General features: G+C 37.6%; 19 protein-coding genes. 16 read left to right on the forward strand and 3 right to left on the reverse strand.

What is annotated here, in order from left to right; all coding sequences use genetic code 11:
- Positions 1–27: 27 nt before the first annotated feature.
- Positions 28–1,737: an NAD-dependent malic enzyme gene (locus Q5794_RS10905; RefSeq protein ID WP_374989086.1), complete on the forward strand. Its 1,710-nt coding sequence runs from the start codon at positions 28–30 to the stop codon at positions 1,735–1,737.
- A 143-nt stretch (positions 1,738–1,880) separates the two neighbouring features.
- Positions 1,881–3,224 (forward strand): 2-hydroxycarboxylate transporter family protein, encoded by a 1,344-nt coding sequence (locus Q5794_RS10910; protein ID WP_214987153.1) that lies wholly within the window; start codon positions 1,881–1,883, stop codon positions 3,222–3,224.
- A 48-nt stretch (positions 3,225–3,272) separates the two neighbouring features.
- Here Q5794_RS10910 and Q5794_RS10915 read toward each other — a convergent pair whose 3' ends face one another.
- Positions 3,273–4,094, reverse strand: a complete 822-nt coding sequence (locus Q5794_RS10915; protein WP_013082899.1) for a Cof-type HAD-IIB family hydrolase — start codon at positions 4,092–4,094, stop codon at positions 3,273–3,275.
- A gap of 420 nt (positions 4,095–4,514) precedes the next feature.
- Positions 4,515–5,540 carry an LLM class flavin-dependent oxidoreductase gene (locus Q5794_RS10920; protein ID WP_214987152.1) on the reverse strand — a complete coding sequence of 342 codons (1,026 nt, stop codon included), beginning with the start codon at positions 5,538–5,540 and terminating at the stop codon, positions 4,515–4,517.
- A 327-nt stretch (positions 5,541–5,867) separates the two neighbouring features.
- Here Q5794_RS10920 and Q5794_RS10925 point away from each other — a divergent pair, with 327 nt between their 5' ends.
- The 12 genes from Q5794_RS10925 (at position 5,868) to Q5794_RS10980 (ending at position 14,657) form a co-directional block, all read left to right on the forward strand.
- Entirely contained in the window at positions 5,868–6,398 is a 531-nt protein-coding gene (locus Q5794_RS10925) for a hypothetical protein (RefSeq protein WP_214987151.1), read from the forward strand.
- 10 nt (positions 6,399–6,408) lie between these two features.
- Entirely contained in the window at positions 6,409–6,933 is a 525-nt protein-coding gene (locus Q5794_RS10930) for a GNAT family N-acetyltransferase (RefSeq protein WP_214987150.1), read from the forward strand.
- A 26-nt stretch (positions 6,934–6,959) separates the two neighbouring features.
- A complete protein-coding gene (locus Q5794_RS10935; RefSeq protein WP_214987149.1) occupies positions 6,960–7,226 on the forward strand; it encodes a glutaredoxin family protein in 267 nt (88 codons plus the stop codon).
- A gap of 69 nt (positions 7,227–7,295) precedes the next feature.
- A complete protein-coding gene (locus Q5794_RS10940) occupies positions 7,296–8,117 on the forward strand; it encodes an amino acid ABC transporter substrate-binding protein (RefSeq protein WP_214987148.1) in 822 nt (273 codons plus the stop codon).
- A 74-nt stretch (positions 8,118–8,191) separates the two neighbouring features.
- Positions 8,192–8,890, forward strand: coding sequence for an amino acid ABC transporter permease (locus Q5794_RS10945; protein ID WP_374989087.1), 699 nt, complete (start codon positions 8,192–8,194; stop codon positions 8,888–8,890).
- A 27-nt stretch (positions 8,891–8,917) separates the two neighbouring features.
- Positions 8,918–9,628, forward strand: coding sequence for an amino acid ABC transporter permease (locus Q5794_RS10950; protein ID WP_214987147.1), 711 nt, complete (start codon positions 8,918–8,920; stop codon positions 9,626–9,628).
- A complete protein-coding gene (locus tag Q5794_RS10955) occupies positions 9,625–10,398 on the forward strand; it encodes an amino acid ABC transporter ATP-binding protein (protein WP_214987146.1) in 774 nt (257 codons plus the stop codon). The genes Q5794_RS10950 and Q5794_RS10955 overlap by 4 nt, the downstream gene beginning before the upstream one ends.
- Before the next feature lie 165 nt (positions 10,399–10,563).
- A complete protein-coding gene (locus Q5794_RS10960) occupies positions 10,564–11,286 on the forward strand; it encodes a riboflavin kinase (protein WP_192997260.1) in 723 nt (240 codons plus the stop codon).
- Between the two features lies 1 nt (position 11,287).
- Positions 11,288–12,610 carry an LLM class flavin-dependent oxidoreductase gene (locus Q5794_RS10965; protein ID WP_214987145.1) on the forward strand — a complete coding sequence of 441 codons (1,323 nt, stop codon included), beginning with the start codon at positions 11,288–11,290 and terminating at the stop codon, positions 12,608–12,610.
- 136 nt (positions 12,611–12,746) lie between these two features.
- Entirely contained in the window at positions 12,747–13,283 is a 537-nt protein-coding gene (locus tag Q5794_RS10970; RefSeq protein ID WP_214987144.1) for a hypothetical protein, read from the forward strand.
- Between the two features lie 96 nt (positions 13,284–13,379).
- Positions 13,380–14,378, forward strand: a complete 999-nt coding sequence (locus Q5794_RS10975) for an N-acetylmuramoyl-L-alanine amidase (protein WP_214987143.1) — start codon at positions 13,380–13,382, stop codon at positions 14,376–14,378.
- 99 nt (positions 14,379–14,477) lie between these two features.
- Positions 14,478–14,657 (forward strand): hypothetical protein, encoded by a 180-nt coding sequence (locus Q5794_RS10980; RefSeq protein WP_025752091.1) that lies wholly within the window; start codon positions 14,478–14,480, stop codon positions 14,655–14,657.
- Between the two features lie 55 nt (positions 14,658–14,712).
- On the opposite strand, the gene Q5794_RS10985 is transcribed toward Q5794_RS10980, so the two are convergent.
- The gene (locus Q5794_RS10985; RefSeq protein WP_013056777.1) at positions 14,713–15,093 is read right to left on the reverse strand and encodes a hypothetical protein; all 381 of its coding nucleotides are present in this window, start codon (positions 15,091–15,093) and stop codon (positions 14,713–14,715) included.
- 471 nt (positions 15,094–15,564) lie between these two features.
- Between Q5794_RS10985 and Q5794_RS10990 the strand changes: the two genes are divergently transcribed.
- Both Q5794_RS10990 and Q5794_RS10995 read left to right on the forward strand, forming a co-directional pair.
- On the forward strand, positions 15,565–17,424 hold the full coding sequence (locus tag Q5794_RS10990) for an N-acetylmuramoyl-L-alanine amidase (protein WP_214987142.1): 1,860 nt from the start codon (positions 15,565–15,567) through the stop codon (positions 17,422–17,424).
- Between the two features lie 155 nt (positions 17,425–17,579).
- The gene (locus tag Q5794_RS10995) at positions 17,580–18,128 is read left to right on the forward strand and encodes a GNAT family N-acetyltransferase (protein ID WP_251034119.1); all 549 of its coding nucleotides are present in this window, start codon (positions 17,580–17,582) and stop codon (positions 18,126–18,128) included.
- Positions 18,129–18,160: the final 32 nt, after the last annotated feature.

Below are 18,160 nucleotides of genomic sequence, written 5' to 3' on the forward strand. Positions count from 1 at the left end.
CAAGTCTACAGAAAGGAAGATAGTCGTATGCGCAACGTATTTTTTGCAGATAATGAAACAATTGAAACGACTTTACGCGGGAAAGAAATTTTAGGAGCTCCAATGTTAAACAAAGGAGTAGCTTTTACAAAAGAAGAGCGTAAAACGTTAGGATTAGAAGGTTTACTTCCTCCAATGACTTTAACTTTAGATGAGCAGGCAAAACGTGCATATGAGCAATTTTTAGCTCAGGCAGATAACCTTGGTAAGAATGTGTATTTAAACGATTTACAGAACCGTAATGCTGTATTATTCTATCGTTTATTGCAAGATCACTTAAAAGAAATGCTTCCAGTTGTTTATACACCAACAGTTGGACAAGCAATCCAAGAGTACAGCCACGAATATCGCCGTCCGGGTGGCGTATACTTGTCAATCGATAATGTAGAAGGCATTGAAGAAGCTCTTAAAAATATCGATGCAAATAGTGAAGACATTGATTTAATGGTTATTACAGATTCAGAAAGTATTTTAGGAATTGGCGACTGGGGCGTTGGCGGTATTAATATTGCTATCGGTAAATTAGCGGTATATACAGCTGCAGCAGGAATCGATCCAAGCAGAGTACTTCCAGTTGTTCTTGATGTAGGAACAAACAATGAAAAATTATTAAATGATCCTTTATATATCGGAAACCGTCATGAACGTATCCGCGGTGAGCGCTATGATCATTTCGTAGATCAATTCATTTCAAAATCTCTTGAAATATTCCCTAATGCACTGTTACACTGGGAAGATTTCGGTAATGTAAATGCTCGTAACATTATTAACAAGTACGGAAAAGAAATTCTAACGTTTAATGATGATATCCAAGGAACAGGTGCTGTAACGCTTGCCGCTATTTTCTCAGCAGTTCAAGTGTCTAAAATGCCACTTCGTGACCACCGCGTTTTAATCTTTGGACCGGGTACAGCAGGTATCGGTATTGCAGATCAAGTTCGTGACGCAATGGTATTAGACGGTATTACAGAAGAAGAAGCATACAAAAACTTCTGGGCAGTTGATTTTCGAGGCCTTTTAACAGATGACATGGACGACTTATTAGGTTTCCAAACGCCTTATGCACGAAAAGCAGAAGAAGTGAAGGACTGGAACCGTGAAGAAGACAAAATTTCTCTTTTGGAAGTTGTCAGACAAATTAAGCCAACAATCTTAATTGGTACGTCTGGTGTAGCAGGCGCATTCTCAGAAGAAATCGTAAAAGAAATGGCGAAGCATGTAGAACGCCCAGCTATTTTACCGATGTCAAATCCAACTCCGCTTGCGGAAGCTACTCCTGAAAACCTATTAAATTGGACAGAAGGAAAAGCGCTTGTAGCGACTGGAAGTCCGTTTGAACCAGTTAACTACGATGGTGTGGAATATGAAATTGGTCAATCTAATAATGCTTTTGTTTTCCCTGGTCTTGGTCTTGGATCAATCGTGGTAAAAGCAGAAGTTATTACAGATAGCATGTTTGCAGCATGTGCACACGCTGTAGCTCAAATGGTAGACAGCAGCAAGCCGGGTGCTTCATTACTACCACGCGTAGAAGAATTGCGTGAAGTATCATATAAAGTTGCTTTAGCGGTTGCTAACGCAGCAATTAAAGATGGCGTTGCAAAAGAAGTTCCAACAGATGTTAAAGCGGCAGTAAAAGCAGCAATGTGGGAACCAACATACAAAGAAATTAAAGCTTTAGAGACAGTAAATGCTTAATTTTTAGATAGAAAAAACACAGCTTCGGAAAAAAGAAGCTGTGTTTTTTTTAGTTACAAAAAGAATTCTTAAGTTACATAACGTATATAGTTTTTTGAAATTTGTGTATGATTCTCTATATTAGAACCACAGGGGGTTATGAGATGAATACAGCACGTAAATTGGAAACGTTTACTCAAGATTCACAGCCTGAAAATAAGGGTTTTTGGAACCGAATCAACAATATTAAAATAGGAGTTATTCCTCTGCCGCTATACGTTTTACTTGCATTAATTGTATATGGCGCGGCCGTTTACAACGAGCTTCCTCCAGATATGATTGGCGGATTTGCGATTATTATGGTAATGGGAATGCTGCTTGGTGATTTAGGATTAAAAATTCCGATTTTAAAAGATATTGGCGGACCAGCTATTTTATCACTGCTTGTACCTTCCGTATTAGTTTTTTATAATGTTTTAAATCCCGCATCTATGGAAGCGGTAACAACTTTGATGAAAACATCAAACTTTTTATACCTTTATATTTCTTGTTTGGTAGCCGGAAGTATTCTTGGTATGAACCGTAAAGTTTTAATTCAAGGCTTTACACGTATGTTCGTACCGCTTGTATTAGGTACGCTAGCCGCTGTAGCTGCAGGCGTAGCTGTTGGGATGTTATTTGGTTACGGAGCAAAACATACATTTTTCTATATTGTTGTACCAATTATTGGAGGAGGGATTGGTGAAGGTATTTTACCACTTTCACTTGCTTATTCTCAAATTTTAGGTAGTTCAGCAGAATCTTTTGTGTCGCAAATGATTCCAGCTGCTGTTATCGGAAACATCGTTGCTATCGTATGTGCTGGCTTAATGAAACGTCTAGGAGAGAAAAAGCCAGAATTAACAGGTAATGGAGTTCTTGTGAAGACAAAAGGCGGAGATGGCATCTCAGAAGATACAAATATCAAGAAACCAGTAGATTTTTCGTTAATGGGCGCAGGTCTTTTAATTGCATGTAGTTTCTTTATTTTCGGAGGCTTAGCACATAAGTTTTTAGGAATTCCAGGTCCAGTTTTAATGATCGTAGCGGCAACGCTAGTCAAATGTTTACAAGTAATGCCTGATAAGATGGAGCAAGGTGCTTACCATATGTACAAATTCATTTCTACGAGCTTAACATGGCCGTTAATGGTGGGGCTAGGAATTTTGTATATTCCTCTTGAAGATGTAGTGAAAATTGTTACACCAGGTTATGTAGTCGTATGTGCAGCAGTTGTTATTGCTATGGTAGCAACGGGTTATTTTGTAGGTAAAATGATGAAAATGCATCCAGTGGATGCTGCAATTGTAACAGGCTGTCACAGCGGTTTAGGAGGTACGGGAGACGTAGCGATTTTATCAGCTTCCAATCGTATGTCGCTTATGCCATTTGCTCAAGTAGCAACAAGACTTGGAGGCGCTTCCACTGTTATTTTAGCTACGCTTCTTATGAAACTTTTAGGAGTATAAAATCAAAACAAAAAAGCAGCTCGGTTTGGACGAGCTGCTTTTTTTGTTTTATGAAACGCTAACAGGTTTTAAGATAAATTCTTCCACAACTTTTGCCACACCGTCGTTCATGTTTGTATCTGTTACGTGGTTGGCTTTTTCTTTAATATCTTCAGGAGCATTTCCCATTGCTACCCCAAGTCCTGCAAATTCAATCATGGCAAGATCATTATAACTGTCGCCAATGGCAATCACTTCATCGCGTGTAATGCCAAGCTGTTGAATTAATAAGTGGAGACTTGTCCCTTTTGTGACGCCTTCTTCTGTAAATTCAAGGAAGTATGGTTTAGAGCGCATTACGCTTAGCTCTCCTTGAAGCTGCTTTTGAAGTTTCTTTTCAACGTGAACCAGCATTTCCGGTTCTGCAAGCATGAGTACTTTTACAACAGGTTCTGTAACGGCATCAGTAAAAGATGAAACAACACGGATCGGCAGACCTGTAATGTCACTTTCAATATCCGTAAATTTATTTTCTACTTCGGTTATAATTTCATCTCCAACGTACGTATGAATTAAAACGCCTTCTTCGCGGCTAATATCGTCGAGACGTGCCACGGTTCTCGGAGATAATGTGCTGCTAAATAGCTCTTCATTTGTTAGGCAATTAATGATTTTTGCCCCATTAAACGATAAAATAAAGCTTCCGTATTTTTCTAATTCTAGCTCTTTCGCAATGTGAACCATTCCGTAAGTTGGTCGTCCAGAAGCAAGTACGACTTTCACTCCCGATTCTTGCGCCTTCATTAATGCTTCTTTTGTGCGCGGAGAAATAGTGTGATCATCGCATAATAGTGTATCATCCAAATCTAAAACAATCATTTTGTAAGGCATATTTTTAAATTCCCTTCTTCTACTAGACTCATATCTTCATATGGTACTATAAAAAAACGTTTGCTTCAATTTAATGATTTTTTGAAAAAATGAGAGGTATGCGTATACTTTGTTTGAACTGCTGGTAAGTAGATAAAACAAAGAAATTGAGACATAACTAAATCACTCGAATCTATAGACGAACAAATGGGATAAATGATCCAGTGTGGATGGCTTGTTACATCACTGTTGATTTCCGTGCAAGGCTTCGCTTTCCGCGGGCGGCCGATGAGCCTTGCCCTCCAATCACCAGCCAGAAGCAACTAAACACATGAAAGCTACATTCATCTTACCAATAAAAAACACGAACTAATAATCCTTAATTATGATTATTAGTTCGTGTTTTACTCCAACTAAAATACTTTTATCTCAACTTCTGGATTAGTAAGCAGCTAGAGTCTGATTAGTTTTCTGCACATCTCCTTCATTGAATGCTTCTTTTAAGAGCGTATAAGAATGCTTTTTTTGTTCGAAATTTTGAATAGCAGTAAGTATGATAAATTCATCAATAGAAAATTCCTGTTTCAAAGCTTGGAGCTTTTGACGAATGGTTTCTTTTGTACCGTATATAACGTTTGCTTCTTTTTCTTCAATTCGATAGCTTTCTTTGGACTGCTGACCAAATTCTTCAGCTTTTTCTTTGGAGCCTAATGTAGCGGACTTACCATTTTGTAAGTATACTTTAAATATTTTTGTGCTGGATGCTAATGCTTTTGCTTCTTCTACGGTATCCGCTACGATGACGGAAAGGGCAACGACAAGCGAGCGTGCGCGAGATGAAACGTGCTGATTATAGACAGAAATCGCTTCTTCTAGCACTTTTTGATCACCATTAATAAATTGAGCAAATACATAAGGAAGGTTTAATGAACCCGCAAGCTCTGCGCTTGAAGCACTTGCTCCCAGTAAAAACATATCTGCTGATTTTTCCGGCCTTGGATAGGCTTTTAAACCGTAAAGAGGGTGATCTTCCGGCAGCGTATCGTTTAGGTATTGTTTAAGTTCTATCAGTTTGTCTGTTAAGGACTTAGTGGGCTGAGAGTTTTGTTGCAAGGCTTGAGTAGAATGAGGTAGTCCTCCTGGTGCTCTACCGATTCCAAGATCGATGCGATTTGGAGATAATGAGGCTAAAACATTAAAATTTTCTGCTACTTTATAAGGGCTGTAGTGCTGAAGCATAACACCGCCTGAGCCGATACGGATATGATGAGTTTTAGCGAGCAGGTGAGAAATTAACACTTCAGGTGATGATCCTACAACATGTTCAGAGTCATGATGCTCTGCTACCCAAAAGCGGTGGTAGCCAAGTTCTTCTGCTAGCTGAGCTAATTGTATAGTATGCTGAAATGCATCTTCAGCACGCTCACCTTCATAACGTGGGCTTTGATCTAAAATACTTAATTTCACTGAAAACACTCCTTAAAGTTGATAAAAAAGGTAAGAATAATTGGGATTAATTTTAGCAAAGGATTTTCCAGATGAAAAGAGTTTTTTTAAAGAAAAATATTTTTTGAAAAATAAGTTGACTTTGCCATTTTGAGGCTATATAGTTGAATCATTAAACAGAAAAGCCGATAAAACAACTTGGATAAATAAGAATTAAGTGAGTATGTTTCAAAGACACTTCACTTCATTCTCCGGTTTTATCAAAGAAACAGTTAAAGCTGATTGGTCTACCAAAGGCTCCTGAGGAAACTCCAGGAGCCTTTTTGCTATAAAAAGGAGGGGAAGAAAGTGAGCGATGTATGTATTTTATATAACGGAAGCTCTCATAATTATCAACAAATAGCCTCAGTGAAAGATGAGCTAGAAGCTTGCTTAACCTCAAAAGGAGTGCACGCAGAAACTATTTTGTATCATGATGTACACGCTTTGAAGCAGGAAGCACAGAAAGAAGTAAAGGCATTTATTTCAAAAGTGAACCAAGCTAAAAGTATTGTCGTTCTGTTATCTGGAGTAAATGAAACATACGTACAGTCTTTTGAACGGCTAACAAAAATATTGCCAGAAGATTTATTGCATAAAAAAATACTTCTGCCAATTCTTATTGGTGAAAATGTGAATTCTTTACTAAAAGCTAAGTATGATTTAAAACTTTTAGCGTCTTTTTTAGGTAGACCTTATTGGCTCAGCAGTCTTTTTCTGCTGCATGAATATGTTTCTTTTACAGGCATCAACAATGCGAATGCCAAAAGTCGTTTAAAGGAAGCTGTGGATGAGCTGATTTATAAAGCCGATCTATCTCTTCAAACATTTATAAAATGAGGTGAAGAAAATGAGTGAATTATTTCGATTAGCAACCATAGAAGATGCTGAAGAACTGTTGAATTTAACACTTCGAGCATACGAGCCGATTCGAGAGCTAGGAATTAAGTTTCCAGCCGCAACGGCAACGATTGAACTTGTCAAAGAAAACATTCAAAACAGCCGCTGCTACGTACTGGAAAGTGATAAAAAAATCGTAGCTACGATTACAGCAAGAACGTATAAAGAAATAACGAACTGGCCTTTCTTATGGTGGTTTGCGGTAGATCCTTTGGTTAAAAAGAAAGGAGTAGGTTCTAAACTCTTAACATGGGTTGAAGAAACAATTATTCGAGATCAATTGGGGGAACCTGCCGTTACATTGGCTACTTCTGATCGACATCCGTGGTTGATTCCTATGTATGAAAGGAAAGGGTATGAACGTTTTTTTGAAGTCGATCAAGGAGAAGAAGGAAAAGGTGTATTCTTAAGAAAAATCTTACATCCTGAAAGATACGAGTTAGAAAAACACAAGGAGTTACAAAAAGCTAATTAATAATTTAAAAGAAAAGAGGAAAAACCATGTCAGCAAAGATTTTATTATGGAATCGAAAAGGTTGTCATCATTGCGAGGAACTAAAAGCATATTTTCATGAAAAAGGATATCAATATGAAAGTATCGATGTAGAAGGAAAAGATTATTTGCGGGATTTACTTGAAATTAAATACGGTATTCGCCATGTACCGGTCGTTGAAATTGGAGACGAGGGGCAGTTTAAAGGAGTAATTGAAAAAGATTATGAACAAATAGAAAAATTGATTGAAGGCTATTCACCAATCGTTAAATAGCTGGAACATCTATTTTATTAATTCATTAAAACAATAAATTATTTTGAGACATAATGAGGGACAAAACACATGAAAAAACTACAGCTGACAGCTATCTTTTTAACACTTCTTTTATTGTTAGCAGCTTGCGGAACACCAAATAAAGAAACAGCGGCTAACGCAAGCAAAGACAAAGTACAAAAAATTATTGTAGGAACGGGTACGCAATTTCCGAACATTTGCTTTCTTGACGATAAAGGAAATCTAACAGGGTATGACGTAGAACTTGTTAAAGAAATAGACAAACGTCTTCCAAACTATAAGTTCGAATTTAAGACAATGGATTTTTCTAATTTACTTTTGAGCTTAGAATCGAACAAAATTGATTTAGTAGCCCATCAGATGGAAGTGAATGAAGAGAGAAAACAAAAGTTCCTTTTTAATAAAGAACCTTATAATATCTTTCCGCTACATGTAGTTGTAAACGAAAAAAACACGTCCATTAAATCAATTAAAGATTTAAGCGGTAAAAAGGTAATTGTAGGAGCAACGAGTAATTCTGCTAACTTAATCGATAAGTATAATAAAGAACATGGAAATAAAATTAATATCGTCTATTCAGGCCAAGGATCTGATGATACAAAAACGCAGCTGAAAACAGGGCGTGCGGATGCCACGATTAGTACGCCGTTTGCAGTTGACTTTGTCAATAAACAAGCGGACGCAGAGCAAAAAGTTGTAGGACCTGCTATTTCAAATTCAAAAGTATATTTTATGCTTCGCAAAAATGAAACAGGTTTACAAAAAGATGTTGATAAAGCGTTAAAAGAAATAAAAGAAGACGGAACATTGACAAAATTAAGTAAAAAATGGCTGGGAGAAGATTATACAAAAGCAGCTGGAAATAACTAAAGCACTTAATGTGACCCAAGCCTTAAACTTGGGTCCTTTCGCTACCTGTAGAGGGAAACAAAGGAGAGAAAAAGATGGGAAAAGCATTTGATATAGAGCTGATTTTCACCTCTATTCCTCAATTATTATCTTATTTGCATATTACAATTTGGATTTTGATTGCTTCACTTGTGATTGGCAGTACCTTGGGATTGTTTATTGCCCTGCCTCGTATTTATAAAGTACCTGTGTTAAGTCAAATAGCAGCAGTTTATATTTCTTTTATGAGGGGGACGCCTATTTTAATTCAATTATTTTTAGTTTTTTACGGGATACCTGCCCTTTTACAATTGATTCATATTGACGTTTCTAGAATGGCTCCGCTCGTATTTGTTATTATCACGTATTCACTGAGCACGGCGGCGTCTTTTTCTGAAATGATGCGCGGTGCCATTAATAGTGTAGATAAAGGGCAAACTGAAGCAGCTTATAGTATAGGAATGACCGGAAAACAAACGTTCACTCGAATTGTGCTGCCGCAAGCTCTTGTTGTAGCCTTTCCTAACTTTGGAAATCTTGTGATTGGGTCCTTAAAAGATACGTCTTTAGCCTTTACCATTGGTGTGATAGATATGATGGGAAGAGGAGATACCATTATCGCTGCAACGGCTCATGCAGTGGAGGTATATATTGCACTTGCCATTATTTATTATTTGATGGCGATTATATTAGAGAAATTTTTTGTGAAATCAGAACAGAAGCTGCAAAAACATGATCAGCCTGTTCATGTATAAAACGAGTTTAATAAAAGAGGTGTAAACATGATTATTGACGTACCGTTTATATGGACAGCATTTGTAGAAATTTTAAAGGCATTACCTTTAACGCTCCTTATTACCATCGGTCCGTTACTAGGCGGGTTGCTTATTGGTATTGCTGTTGCGGCTGTGAGAATCAATTCAGTGAAAATAATAACGCCAATTGCCAACGTATACGTATCATTTTTCCGAGGAACGCCTGCTATTCTTCATATTATGGTTATTTACCTAGGGTTCCCGCTATATATTAATAAACTATCGAGTTACTATGGATGGGGCTTCAATGCAAACAGCATTCCTATTGTCGTATTTGTATTAATCGCTTTGTCTTTTACAGCGGGAGCTTATATGTCAGAGATTATTCGCTCGGGTTTGTTAGCTGTAGAAAAAGGACAAATTGAGGCTGCGTATGCCATTGGAATGAATCGTTTTCAATCGATGAAACGAATTGTTTTTCCACAGGCGTTTGCTTTGTCTTTACCGAATCTATGTAATATCTTCATCGGCTTTTTGCATACGTCTTCTATCGCATTCATCGTATCGCAAAAAGAGCTAAACGGTGCTGCTAATATCGTAGCTTCGAATAATCTCAAGTTTTTAGAAGCCTATATTGCTGCTGCTCTTATTTATTGGATGCTGACGATGTTAATAGAAGGAATAACAGCACTGCTTGAACGAAAATTAACTGTTTATAATCGAGGAGGGGTTGTATGATTGCACTAACAAATATAAAAAAAACATTTGGTCATAATACAGTATTGGACGGTATTGATTTAATTGTTAAAAAAGGCGACGTTGTGACCATTTTAGGACCGAGTGGTTCTGGAAAGACTACGTTTTTACGCTGCATTAATTTCTTAGAAAAAGCAGATGAAGGAGAAGTTTCGATTGATCAATTTACGGTTCAGTGCCAAAAGCCAAACCGCAAAGACATTTTAACTCTTCGACAAAAAACAACGATGGTTTTTCAGCAATACAACTTGTTCAAACACAAAACCGTTATTGAAAATATTATGGAGGGGCTAGTTATTGTTCAAAAGCTGCCAAAGGAAGAAGCGAAACAACGCAGTTTAGACGTTCTTGAAAAAGTCGGGCTTGCTGAAAAAGCAAATGCTTATCCAAGTCAGTTATCAGGAGGTCAACAGCAGCGAGTGGGCATTGCTAGAGCGCTTGCTTTAAATCCTGAAGTCATTTTATTTGATGAGCCGACGTCTGCTTTGGACCCTGAACTGGTGGGTGAAGTACTGTCTGTTATTCGTAAAATTGCTGAAGAAGGAATTACGATGATCATTGTTACGCACGAAATGAGTTTTGCCCGTGAAGTTTCTAATCACGTGGTGTTTATGGACGGAGGAAAGATTGTCGAACAAGGTCATCCTGAAGACATATTTTCAAATCCAAAAGAAGAACGAACAAAGCAATTTTTCAAGCGTATTAACCCAACGCATTCTCCTTACTCTTATATTTATGAAAAAACAATCTAATATTTTAATTAAAAACAAACTTGATTCATAGGAATAATAAGTATATGATAAAATCATCAAATTAAATAAACCGACTAGATCACTAGAGGTTCTTTGCACAATGTGTGACATTGTGCAAAGAACCTTTTATTTTTTACTAGACTTAAGGGAAGAAGGGTGAACGTAGTGAATAGAGGAGCATTAAAAGCTAAAACAAGCAAAAAACTTATTGTAAAAGGCCAGGTTGTACCTGGAAGGCAGCAAGGAAGACACTTAGGGTTTCCAACAGCTAATATAGATACTCAGCATGAGGAATTAAAAAATGGCGTATATGGTGTCCTCGTTCACCTGCGGGGACTTGAACATATAGGAGTTATGAATGTAGGGGTTAAGCCGACATTTGGATCGGAACTATCTAAAACATTTGAGGTTCATATTTTGGATTTTAACGACGTTATTTATGGAGAGACAGTTCAATGCGACGTAATCTTTCGAGTGCGAGGAGAGAAAAAGTTCCCTTCTATTGAGTTTTTAAAGCATCAAATTAAAGCTGATACGCTACAAGCAAAGCAAAGATTTCAACATATGGGCTATGTATCTAGTGAAGCTACAGCTTCCAAGCTAGGGCAAGCGAGATATTTAAATTTGCCGGATCTCCAGTTTTTTAATTGGTGCCACAGTCAATTCAGAGTCAATAAAGGGATTTACAATACAATTGATCAATGGTTTTATGACGAAGGAATTGAAAATATTCACCCTAGAAGAGTTCACGTTATCGCTTTTTTGCAATTTGCACAAGAAGCAAATGAAAGAAAGACAGAAAAAGAAGGAGTCCTTCGCTTTGGAGCAGGCGGTTTAACCAATCAATTACGAGAATTTATGAATGGGTATGAAAAAGGAGAATGGTAATATGACACATCAAAGACAATTAAAGCTAGGGGCTATTATTCATGGAGTCGGAGGAAATATGGGGGCGTGGAGACACCCTGAAATTTTGTCAGATGCCAGCGTTAATTTCGGTTTTTACAAGCAGCAGGCTCAAAAAGCGGAAGAAGGAAAATTTGATTTAGTGTTCATTGCCGATGGGTTATATATTAATGAAAAATCGCTTCCGCATTTTTTGAATCGTTTTGAACCTCTTACTATTCTATCAGCACTTGCTTCTGTCACTTCTCATATTGGTTTAGTCGGCACTCTATCGACTTCGTATAGTGAGCCGTTTACGGTGGCTAGACAATTCGCTTCGCTTGATCATATTAGCAGCGGCCGAGCGGGATGGAATGTTGTAACATCTCCATTAGAAGGATCTGCGCTTAACTATGGAAAAGAGCACCCCACTCATGACAAACGCTATAGAATAGCTGAAGAGTTTCTAGAAGTAACAAAGGGATTATGGGATTCTTGGGAAGATGATGCATTTATTCGAAATAAAGAAACCGGACAATTTTTTGAGGAGAAAAAGCTGCACCGATTGCATCACAAAGGCGAATTTTTTTCTGTAGAAGGCCCGTTAAACATTGGCCGCTCAGTTCAGGGGCAGCCCGTAGTGTTTCAAGCAGGCTCTTCTGAAAGCGGCAAAGATCTAGCAGCAAAAACGGCTGACGCAGTGTTTACGGGGCAAGAAAATTTAGAAGAAGCAAAAGCTTTTTACCAAGATGTAAAATCAAGAGCCGTAGCGCAAGGACGCAATGAAAACGAACTTTTAATTTTTCCGGGAATTGGTCCTATAATTGGTAGTACAAACGAAGAAGCCGAAAGAAAATATGAAGAACTTTCTCAATTGGTGACAATTGAACATGCGCTAAACTACTTAGGACGCTTTTTCGATCATTTTGATTTTTCACAGTTTCCATTAGATGATGCATTTCCTGACTTAGGAGATATAGGAAGTAATAGTTTCCGCAGTACAACCGACAAAATTAAAGAAAACGCCAAAAAATATAAGTGGACACTGCGAGAAGCAGCGCTACGAATTGCTACACCTAAAACACAATTTATTGGGACGCCAGAGCATATCGCTAATTTGATGGAACAGTGGTTTGAAGAAAAAGGAGCTGACGGCTTTATTATTCATTCAAGCGTTCCCCATGGCTTAGATGACTTTGTTGAACACGTTGTACCGATACTGCAAGAAAGAGGCCTGTATCGTACAGAATACGAAGGGAGTACGTTAAGAAGTAACTTGCAGTTGAATGTTCCTAAAAATCGCTACACACAGGTCAAAGTTAACTGAAGTGGATTCAAAGAGACTCGAAGGAGTCTCTTTTTTTAATATTTTTAATATTAAAAATATGGTAAAATTCTTTTTGTAGGTTATTCGTTTCAGTTCATAAGGCCTAAAGGGTTTTGAATACCCGGAAAGGAGTCAAATGGAAAAAAGACATAAAAGTAAGAAAAAGCGTATGATCATTTCGATATCTTTATCCGTTCTTTTAGTCGGGGGAGGAGCGACAGGATGGATATTGTACCAAAACGGAAAAATTCCTTTTTTATCACAGCAAAGTATAAAGGCAAGTGCCATTAAAGTGAATCAACAAAAAGTTGATAAGCTGGAAAGCAGCGATCAGCAGGCAAAAGATTTTATTGCTGAACATCATGATGTACTAAATGATTTGACGGGGTGGGGTGCCATTGAGCACCCAGACTGGCCTGCCGTACAAGAAGAAGCAGCAGCCATTAAAAATACGATTGGCACGATTGAAGTAAAAGATTCTGTTTTAAAGAAAGACTTTAAGCATATGGAAAAGCTCGCTGGACAGCTAGAGCAGACGAAAGATAAAGCACTGTTAAAAGAAATTCATCGTTATTTTCATGACTTAGATGTTGTGATCAATGAAGACGATGGATCAAATACATATTTTGATGTTACCAGCTATGGTAAATCAGTTGTAAAGACTTCTAAATGAGCCATAGCAAAAAGCTTTATACATAAAAGTAGTTTTGTATAACAAACGTCTTCGCTTATTCATGCATATGCTACGGATAAGGAGGAGACAGGTTATATGAAAAAAATTTATTTAGATGCAGGTCACGGAGGGGCAGATCTAGGGGCTGTCGCCAGCGGGCTATATGAAAAAGACTTAGTGTTAGCTGTTCAACAGTACATCATCTCTTTTCTTTCTACTCACTATCAAAGATTTTCTCTTTGTACAACGCGTACAACCGATGTGTTTTTGTCATTAAATGAACGGGTCAACAAAGCCAATGCGTGGGGTGCTGATGTATACTTATCTATTCATATAAATTCAGGCGGCGAAACGGGATATGAAGATTTTATTTATAGCAAAAATATAAATAACCAAACCATTGTGTTACGAAACGATATTCACGATCATGTGAAATTTGTTCTCACTAAATACAATCACTCTAACCGAGGCAGGAAATTAGCTAATCATAGTGTGTTAAGGCTTTCATATATGCCGTCTGTACTAACTGAAATTGGGTTTATTGATACAGAACACGATGCAAAGCTTTTAAAAAATCCTCAATTTCTAAAAGATATGGGGGTGGCATATGCAAAAGGGATTGCGCAGTTTTTAAACTTGGAGCCTAAATCTACAAATCCTGTGGGAGATTCTGACGAGGAAGGTTTTCCAAAGCCTACTTTTTTATATAAACCTTTATGGATAAAAACAACCGAGGATACGGAGACGTACAAGGATGCAAATATGTCAGAGAGAACAGGTTATTTAAAAAAGAATACCTTCTTTCAAGTTTATGGTGAAACACGTGCAGCCTGGGTGATTGCTGGACAACATTTTATTGAAAAAAAAGATACAATCATTGAAGGAGAAACCATCACAACTGCGGAATTAACAAAAGAGAATATGGAAACATTAAAAGTGTTTGTGACAAAAGAGAAATTAGAAACAGCCGTAACCTTTTCCAAAGAAGGAGCTGCGGTAGCCATCATTACCCTTCGCGATAAAAAAATACTGAATGTAAAAGCATTTTTAGATAGAGAAAAATGGTGGTACAAAGCTGAACGGATAAAAAAATAGTGAAAAAACCTGCTTGTTTTTTGAAGCTTTCACCCTAGTAATTTTACTTATTTTTGATAGAATATAAAGAGCTGAATCGTAAAGATGCATAAAGGTGTGATGGAAATGGAAGAGCAACAAGAAGCGATTGATTTAACAAAAGTATATGTATATGAGGAGTTTCCGGATAAAGTTGCAGGCAGATGCGATAACTGTGGACATGTGAAATTTAAAAGCTTAGTAAAAGACTTTATTTTTATCCGTACATGCGCAAAGTGCGGCATGAAAAAAAGCATTTAAATCCTTACTTCTTTATAAAAAACGCTCTTTTCTGAAATGAAAAGAGCGTTTTTCTCTATTTAACGTATAAATGATCGCTAAGCTGCTCTGAAATAGTCTCTACATCTTCTTGTACATGTTTTTGTTTTTTCATCATTTCTAGTAGGATTTCTTCAAGATTCTGTGAATGGTTTTGTTTATCTTTTGGTTTATGTAAGTACTTTGCAATTTGATGCATATTATTGCTTAGCCGGCTTAGTTCAGACTCAATCTTTCGCAGGTTAACCAATAGTTCCACACCTGCTTCTTTGCCGATTAAAGGAGGCTTAACTTTTCCATCCATAATAAATTTTCGAATGAGAGACGTTCGTTTTAAATTATAGTGTTCAATAAGTTCCTCTAATTTTTCTTTTTCTTCTTCATTCAACTTAATTGCTGGAATGCTGTGTCCTCTCATAAGGTATCTCCTTTCAAGAGCAGTTCTTGCTGCGTTCAATCATATGTAAACATTCTCTTGTCTTTAATAATAGCAACCTTTTCCATGGTTAACTATGGTGAAAAGTTACTAAAATGTCGAACGTACAGTCTGTTAAAAAACTGGTAAATTAAGAAATTTGGTTTAGTAATAGTTGAATTATAGAAGGAATGTCATTATCTACAATATTGCTGCTTTATTAAAAAGGCAGCAAAAGGGATGAATGGACCGCTGTTGTACTCAACCATTTTTGAGAGCGCAGCTTTAAAGAAGAGGGATGATTTTTATGATTTTTCCTCGTACCACATCTTTCCTCCTAGTAACTCTGTCGAATCTTCTAGACTATTGTCTCAAGGGAATAGAAAGAAAGAAGACGAAATGGTTGAGAATGAGGTAAAGTCATATCATGTCTTTATTGACCTCATTTACATACTTTACGGGGGAGGAATACGTTTGAAACTAAAAAAAAGATTAAAACTAAATAAGATAGGGGTAGCCATGCTTGCGGCCGGGGTTATGTGTACAGCTTATACATCTATTCATACGCTACAAGCGCCTGTAGTCGCTTTGGCTGCAGAGAATCAGACAAATTCTTTGGAGCTAGCATTTGCACAAGCATCTAAAGAATTTGGTGTGCCAGCTTCGCTTTTAAAAGCAATTTCCTACAACAAGTCGCGCTGGGAAAATCATAATGGAAAACCTAGTGCAGCCGGGGGATACGGTCTTATGCATTTAACAGACATCCCTTCTTTAGAAGATGGAAAAGGAAACGGAGCTGCACCTTCAAAACCAGCATATGACAAACAGCAAACGCTCTCCTTAGCTGCTAAGCTGCTTAACTCAGATAAAGAAAGATTAAAAAAAGATCCTGTGCAAAATATTCGCGGTGGCGCTGCTGTGCTAGCTTTTATCGCAAAAGACAAAAATGGAAACATACCGTCCACTGATCAGAAATGGTACGATGCAGTCGCCGCTTACAGTGCTTCTCAGGATAAGGAAAACGCTCAAGTATTTGCCGATGATGTATATGAAACGTTGGAAAAAGGAGCAGAGCATACAACGTCAGACGGACAGCATCTTAAAATTTCCCCTCAAAATATAGATATGTCGATTCCTCATGCTGAAAATTCCAATACGAATAAAGCGGATTGTCCGGCATCTTTAAAATGTGAATACATCCCTGCTTTTTACGGGAAATTCAGCGAAAGTCCTTCAGATTATGGAAACTATGATATTGCAAATCGCCCAAAATCAGATGTTCGCTATATTGTTATTCATGATACAGAAGTAAGTTATGATGGAACGATTGATTTGTTTGCTAACCCTAATAGAGCCGCTGCAAACTATGTAATCCGTTCAAGTGATGGTCACATCGCACAGATGATTCATAACAAAGACGTAGCATGGCATGCAGGAAACTGGTATTTTAATACGCACAGTATTGGAATTGAACATGAAGGATTCGCCCTTGAAGGATCTACTTGGTTTACAGAAGAAATGTACCGTTCTTCGGCAAGACTCGTACGCCACCTTGCCAAAGAATATAATATTCCATTAGACCGAGCTCACATTATTGGTCATGACGAGGTGCCAGGCTTGTCTTCTAAGGCTCAATCAGGTATGCATTCAGATCCCGGGCCGTTTTGGGATTGGGGACACTACATGGATTTGGTAGGAAGCCCAGTTGAGCGCCAGCACACAAACAAACTAGCCGTTACGATTAATCCAGTCTTTCAAAATAATCAGCCAGAGGTATCGGATGCACCAAAGCAGCCGGCCAACTTTGTGTATTTGCATCAAGCTCCTAGCAATGATTCACCGCTACTGAATGAGCCTGCAGCTTCAGGGCCGGGAACGAAACAAACGTTAGACTGGGGAAGCAAAGCAGTAACTGGCCAAACGTATGCAGTAGCTGAGACAAAAGGAGAATGGACAGCGATTTGGTACGGAGGACAAAAAGCCTGGTTTTATAATCCGCATAATAAAAATACAAGTAAAGGTACAGGCATATTATTAACGCCAAAACCAGGAAAAGAAAGCATTCAAGTATACGGAGGAGCTTTTCCTGAAGCTTCAGCCTATCCTTCTAATATACCGGTTAAAGATATAATTCCACTTCAGTATACAATCTCTCCAGAGCAGGTGTACGTGGGGGTAGAAAAAGTAAGGAGTGACTATTACTATGCACCCACTTTTACAACAAATTCAAACGATCACAAAATGATTGATGGAACAGATGAATATTATCAAATTTATTTTAATCACCGCTATGCGTTTGTGAAAGCGTCGGATGTAGAGGTTAAAAGACAATAGAATCGAGTGTTAAAAGAAAGGAAGAGACAGGGTGTTTAAACGGTATGTCTCTTTCTTTTCTTTTAAAAGCCACAAAAATTCAGAAGGTTATTAATGATGTTTTCTTATAATAATTTTCTAGCTTATTATCTTTTTAAAAAAGGAAGGAATGTCCCATGATTATAATTAAGCCTCTAAGCCAGTGTTCTTTTTCTGATGCACTACAAGCATTCAATAAAGGTTTTGAAGATTATTATCTTCCGATTGAGCTGTCACTAGATCAATTCACTTGTAGATTTGATTTGGATCAGCTATCTGTCGACTACTCTTTTATGGCTTTTTATAATAATACACCAGCTGGAATTATGTTAAATGGAATAAAAAAGGTCAAGGGAAAAAAACATGCTTGGAATGGAGGTACAAGCGTAGCCTTACCTTACCGGAAACTGGGAATTGGAGAAGCCTTACTAAAAGCTACACTTGAGAGATACCAGCAGCAAGGAGTAGTGGAAGCCAGTCTGGAAGCATTTAAAGTGAATGAAAAAGCCATTCACCTTTATCAGAAATACGGATATGAGATTGTAGATACGCTTTTATTTTTAAAGCATAGAGGTAGTTTTCACGCTTCTTTACTTAAAAAGAAGAATCAGCTTACGTATTCGTTAAAGCGAAGGCTTGCAAAAGATATTTCGAACCTATCTTTTTATACATACGACGTTCCGTAGAAAAATCAATTTGACTGTATTCATGATGGAGA

This window comes from Priestia megaterium (genome assembly GCF_041941685.1).
Lineage (GTDB): Bacteria > Bacillota > Bacilli > Bacillales > Bacillaceae_H > Priestia > Priestia megaterium_C.

What these genes read in the sequence shown, in the direction of transcription:
- Q5794_RS10930 (WP_214987150.1), top strand. Translation starts at nt 6,409, where the DNA reads ATGAGTGAATTATTTCGATTAGCAACCATAGAAGATGCTGAAGAACTG.
- Q5794_RS10970 (WP_214987144.1), top strand. Translation starts at nt 12,747, where the DNA reads ATGGAAAAAAGACATAAAAGTAAGAAAAAGCGTATGATCATTTCGATA.
- Q5794_RS10985 (WP_013056777.1), bottom strand. Translation starts at nt 15,093, where the DNA reads ATGAGAGGACACAGCATTCCAGCAATTAAGTTGAATGAAGAAGAAAAA.
- Q5794_RS10910 (WP_214987153.1), top strand. Translation starts at nt 1,881, where the DNA reads ATGAATACAGCACGTAAATTGGAAACGTTTACTCAAGATTCACAGCCT.
- Q5794_RS10955 (WP_214987146.1), top strand. Translation starts at nt 9,625, where the DNA reads ATGATTGCACTAACAAATATAAAAAAAACATTTGGTCATAATACAGTA.
- Q5794_RS10980 (WP_025752091.1), top strand. Translation starts at nt 14,478, where the DNA reads ATGGAAATGGAAGAGCAACAAGAAGCGATTGATTTAACAAAAGTATAT.
- Q5794_RS10905 (WP_374989086.1), top strand. Translation starts at nt 28, where the DNA reads ATGCGCAACGTATTTTTTGCAGATAATGAAACAATTGAAACGACTTTA.
- Q5794_RS10915 (WP_013082899.1), bottom strand. Translation starts at nt 4,094, where the DNA reads ATGCCTTACAAAATGATTGTTTTAGATTTGGATGATACACTATTATGC.
- Q5794_RS10965 (WP_214987145.1), top strand. Translation starts at nt 11,288, where the DNA reads ATGACACATCAAAGACAATTAAAGCTAGGGGCTATTATTCATGGAGTC.
- Q5794_RS10975 (WP_214987143.1), top strand. Translation starts at nt 13,380, where the DNA reads ATGAAAAAAATTTATTTAGATGCAGGTCACGGAGGGGCAGATCTAGGG.
- Q5794_RS10935 (WP_214987149.1), top strand. Translation starts at nt 6,960, where the DNA reads ATGTCAGCAAAGATTTTATTATGGAATCGAAAAGGTTGTCATCATTGC.
- Q5794_RS10945 (WP_374989087.1), top strand. Translation starts at nt 8,192, where the DNA reads ATGGGAAAAGCATTTGATATAGAGCTGATTTTCACCTCTATTCCTCAA.
- Q5794_RS10950 (WP_214987147.1), top strand. Translation starts at nt 8,918, where the DNA reads ATGATTATTGACGTACCGTTTATATGGACAGCATTTGTAGAAATTTTA.
- Q5794_RS10995 (WP_251034119.1), top strand. Translation starts at nt 17,580, where the DNA reads ATGATTATAATTAAGCCTCTAAGCCAGTGTTCTTTTTCTGATGCACTA.
- Q5794_RS10940 (WP_214987148.1), top strand. Translation starts at nt 7,296, where the DNA reads ATGAAAAAACTACAGCTGACAGCTATCTTTTTAACACTTCTTTTATTG.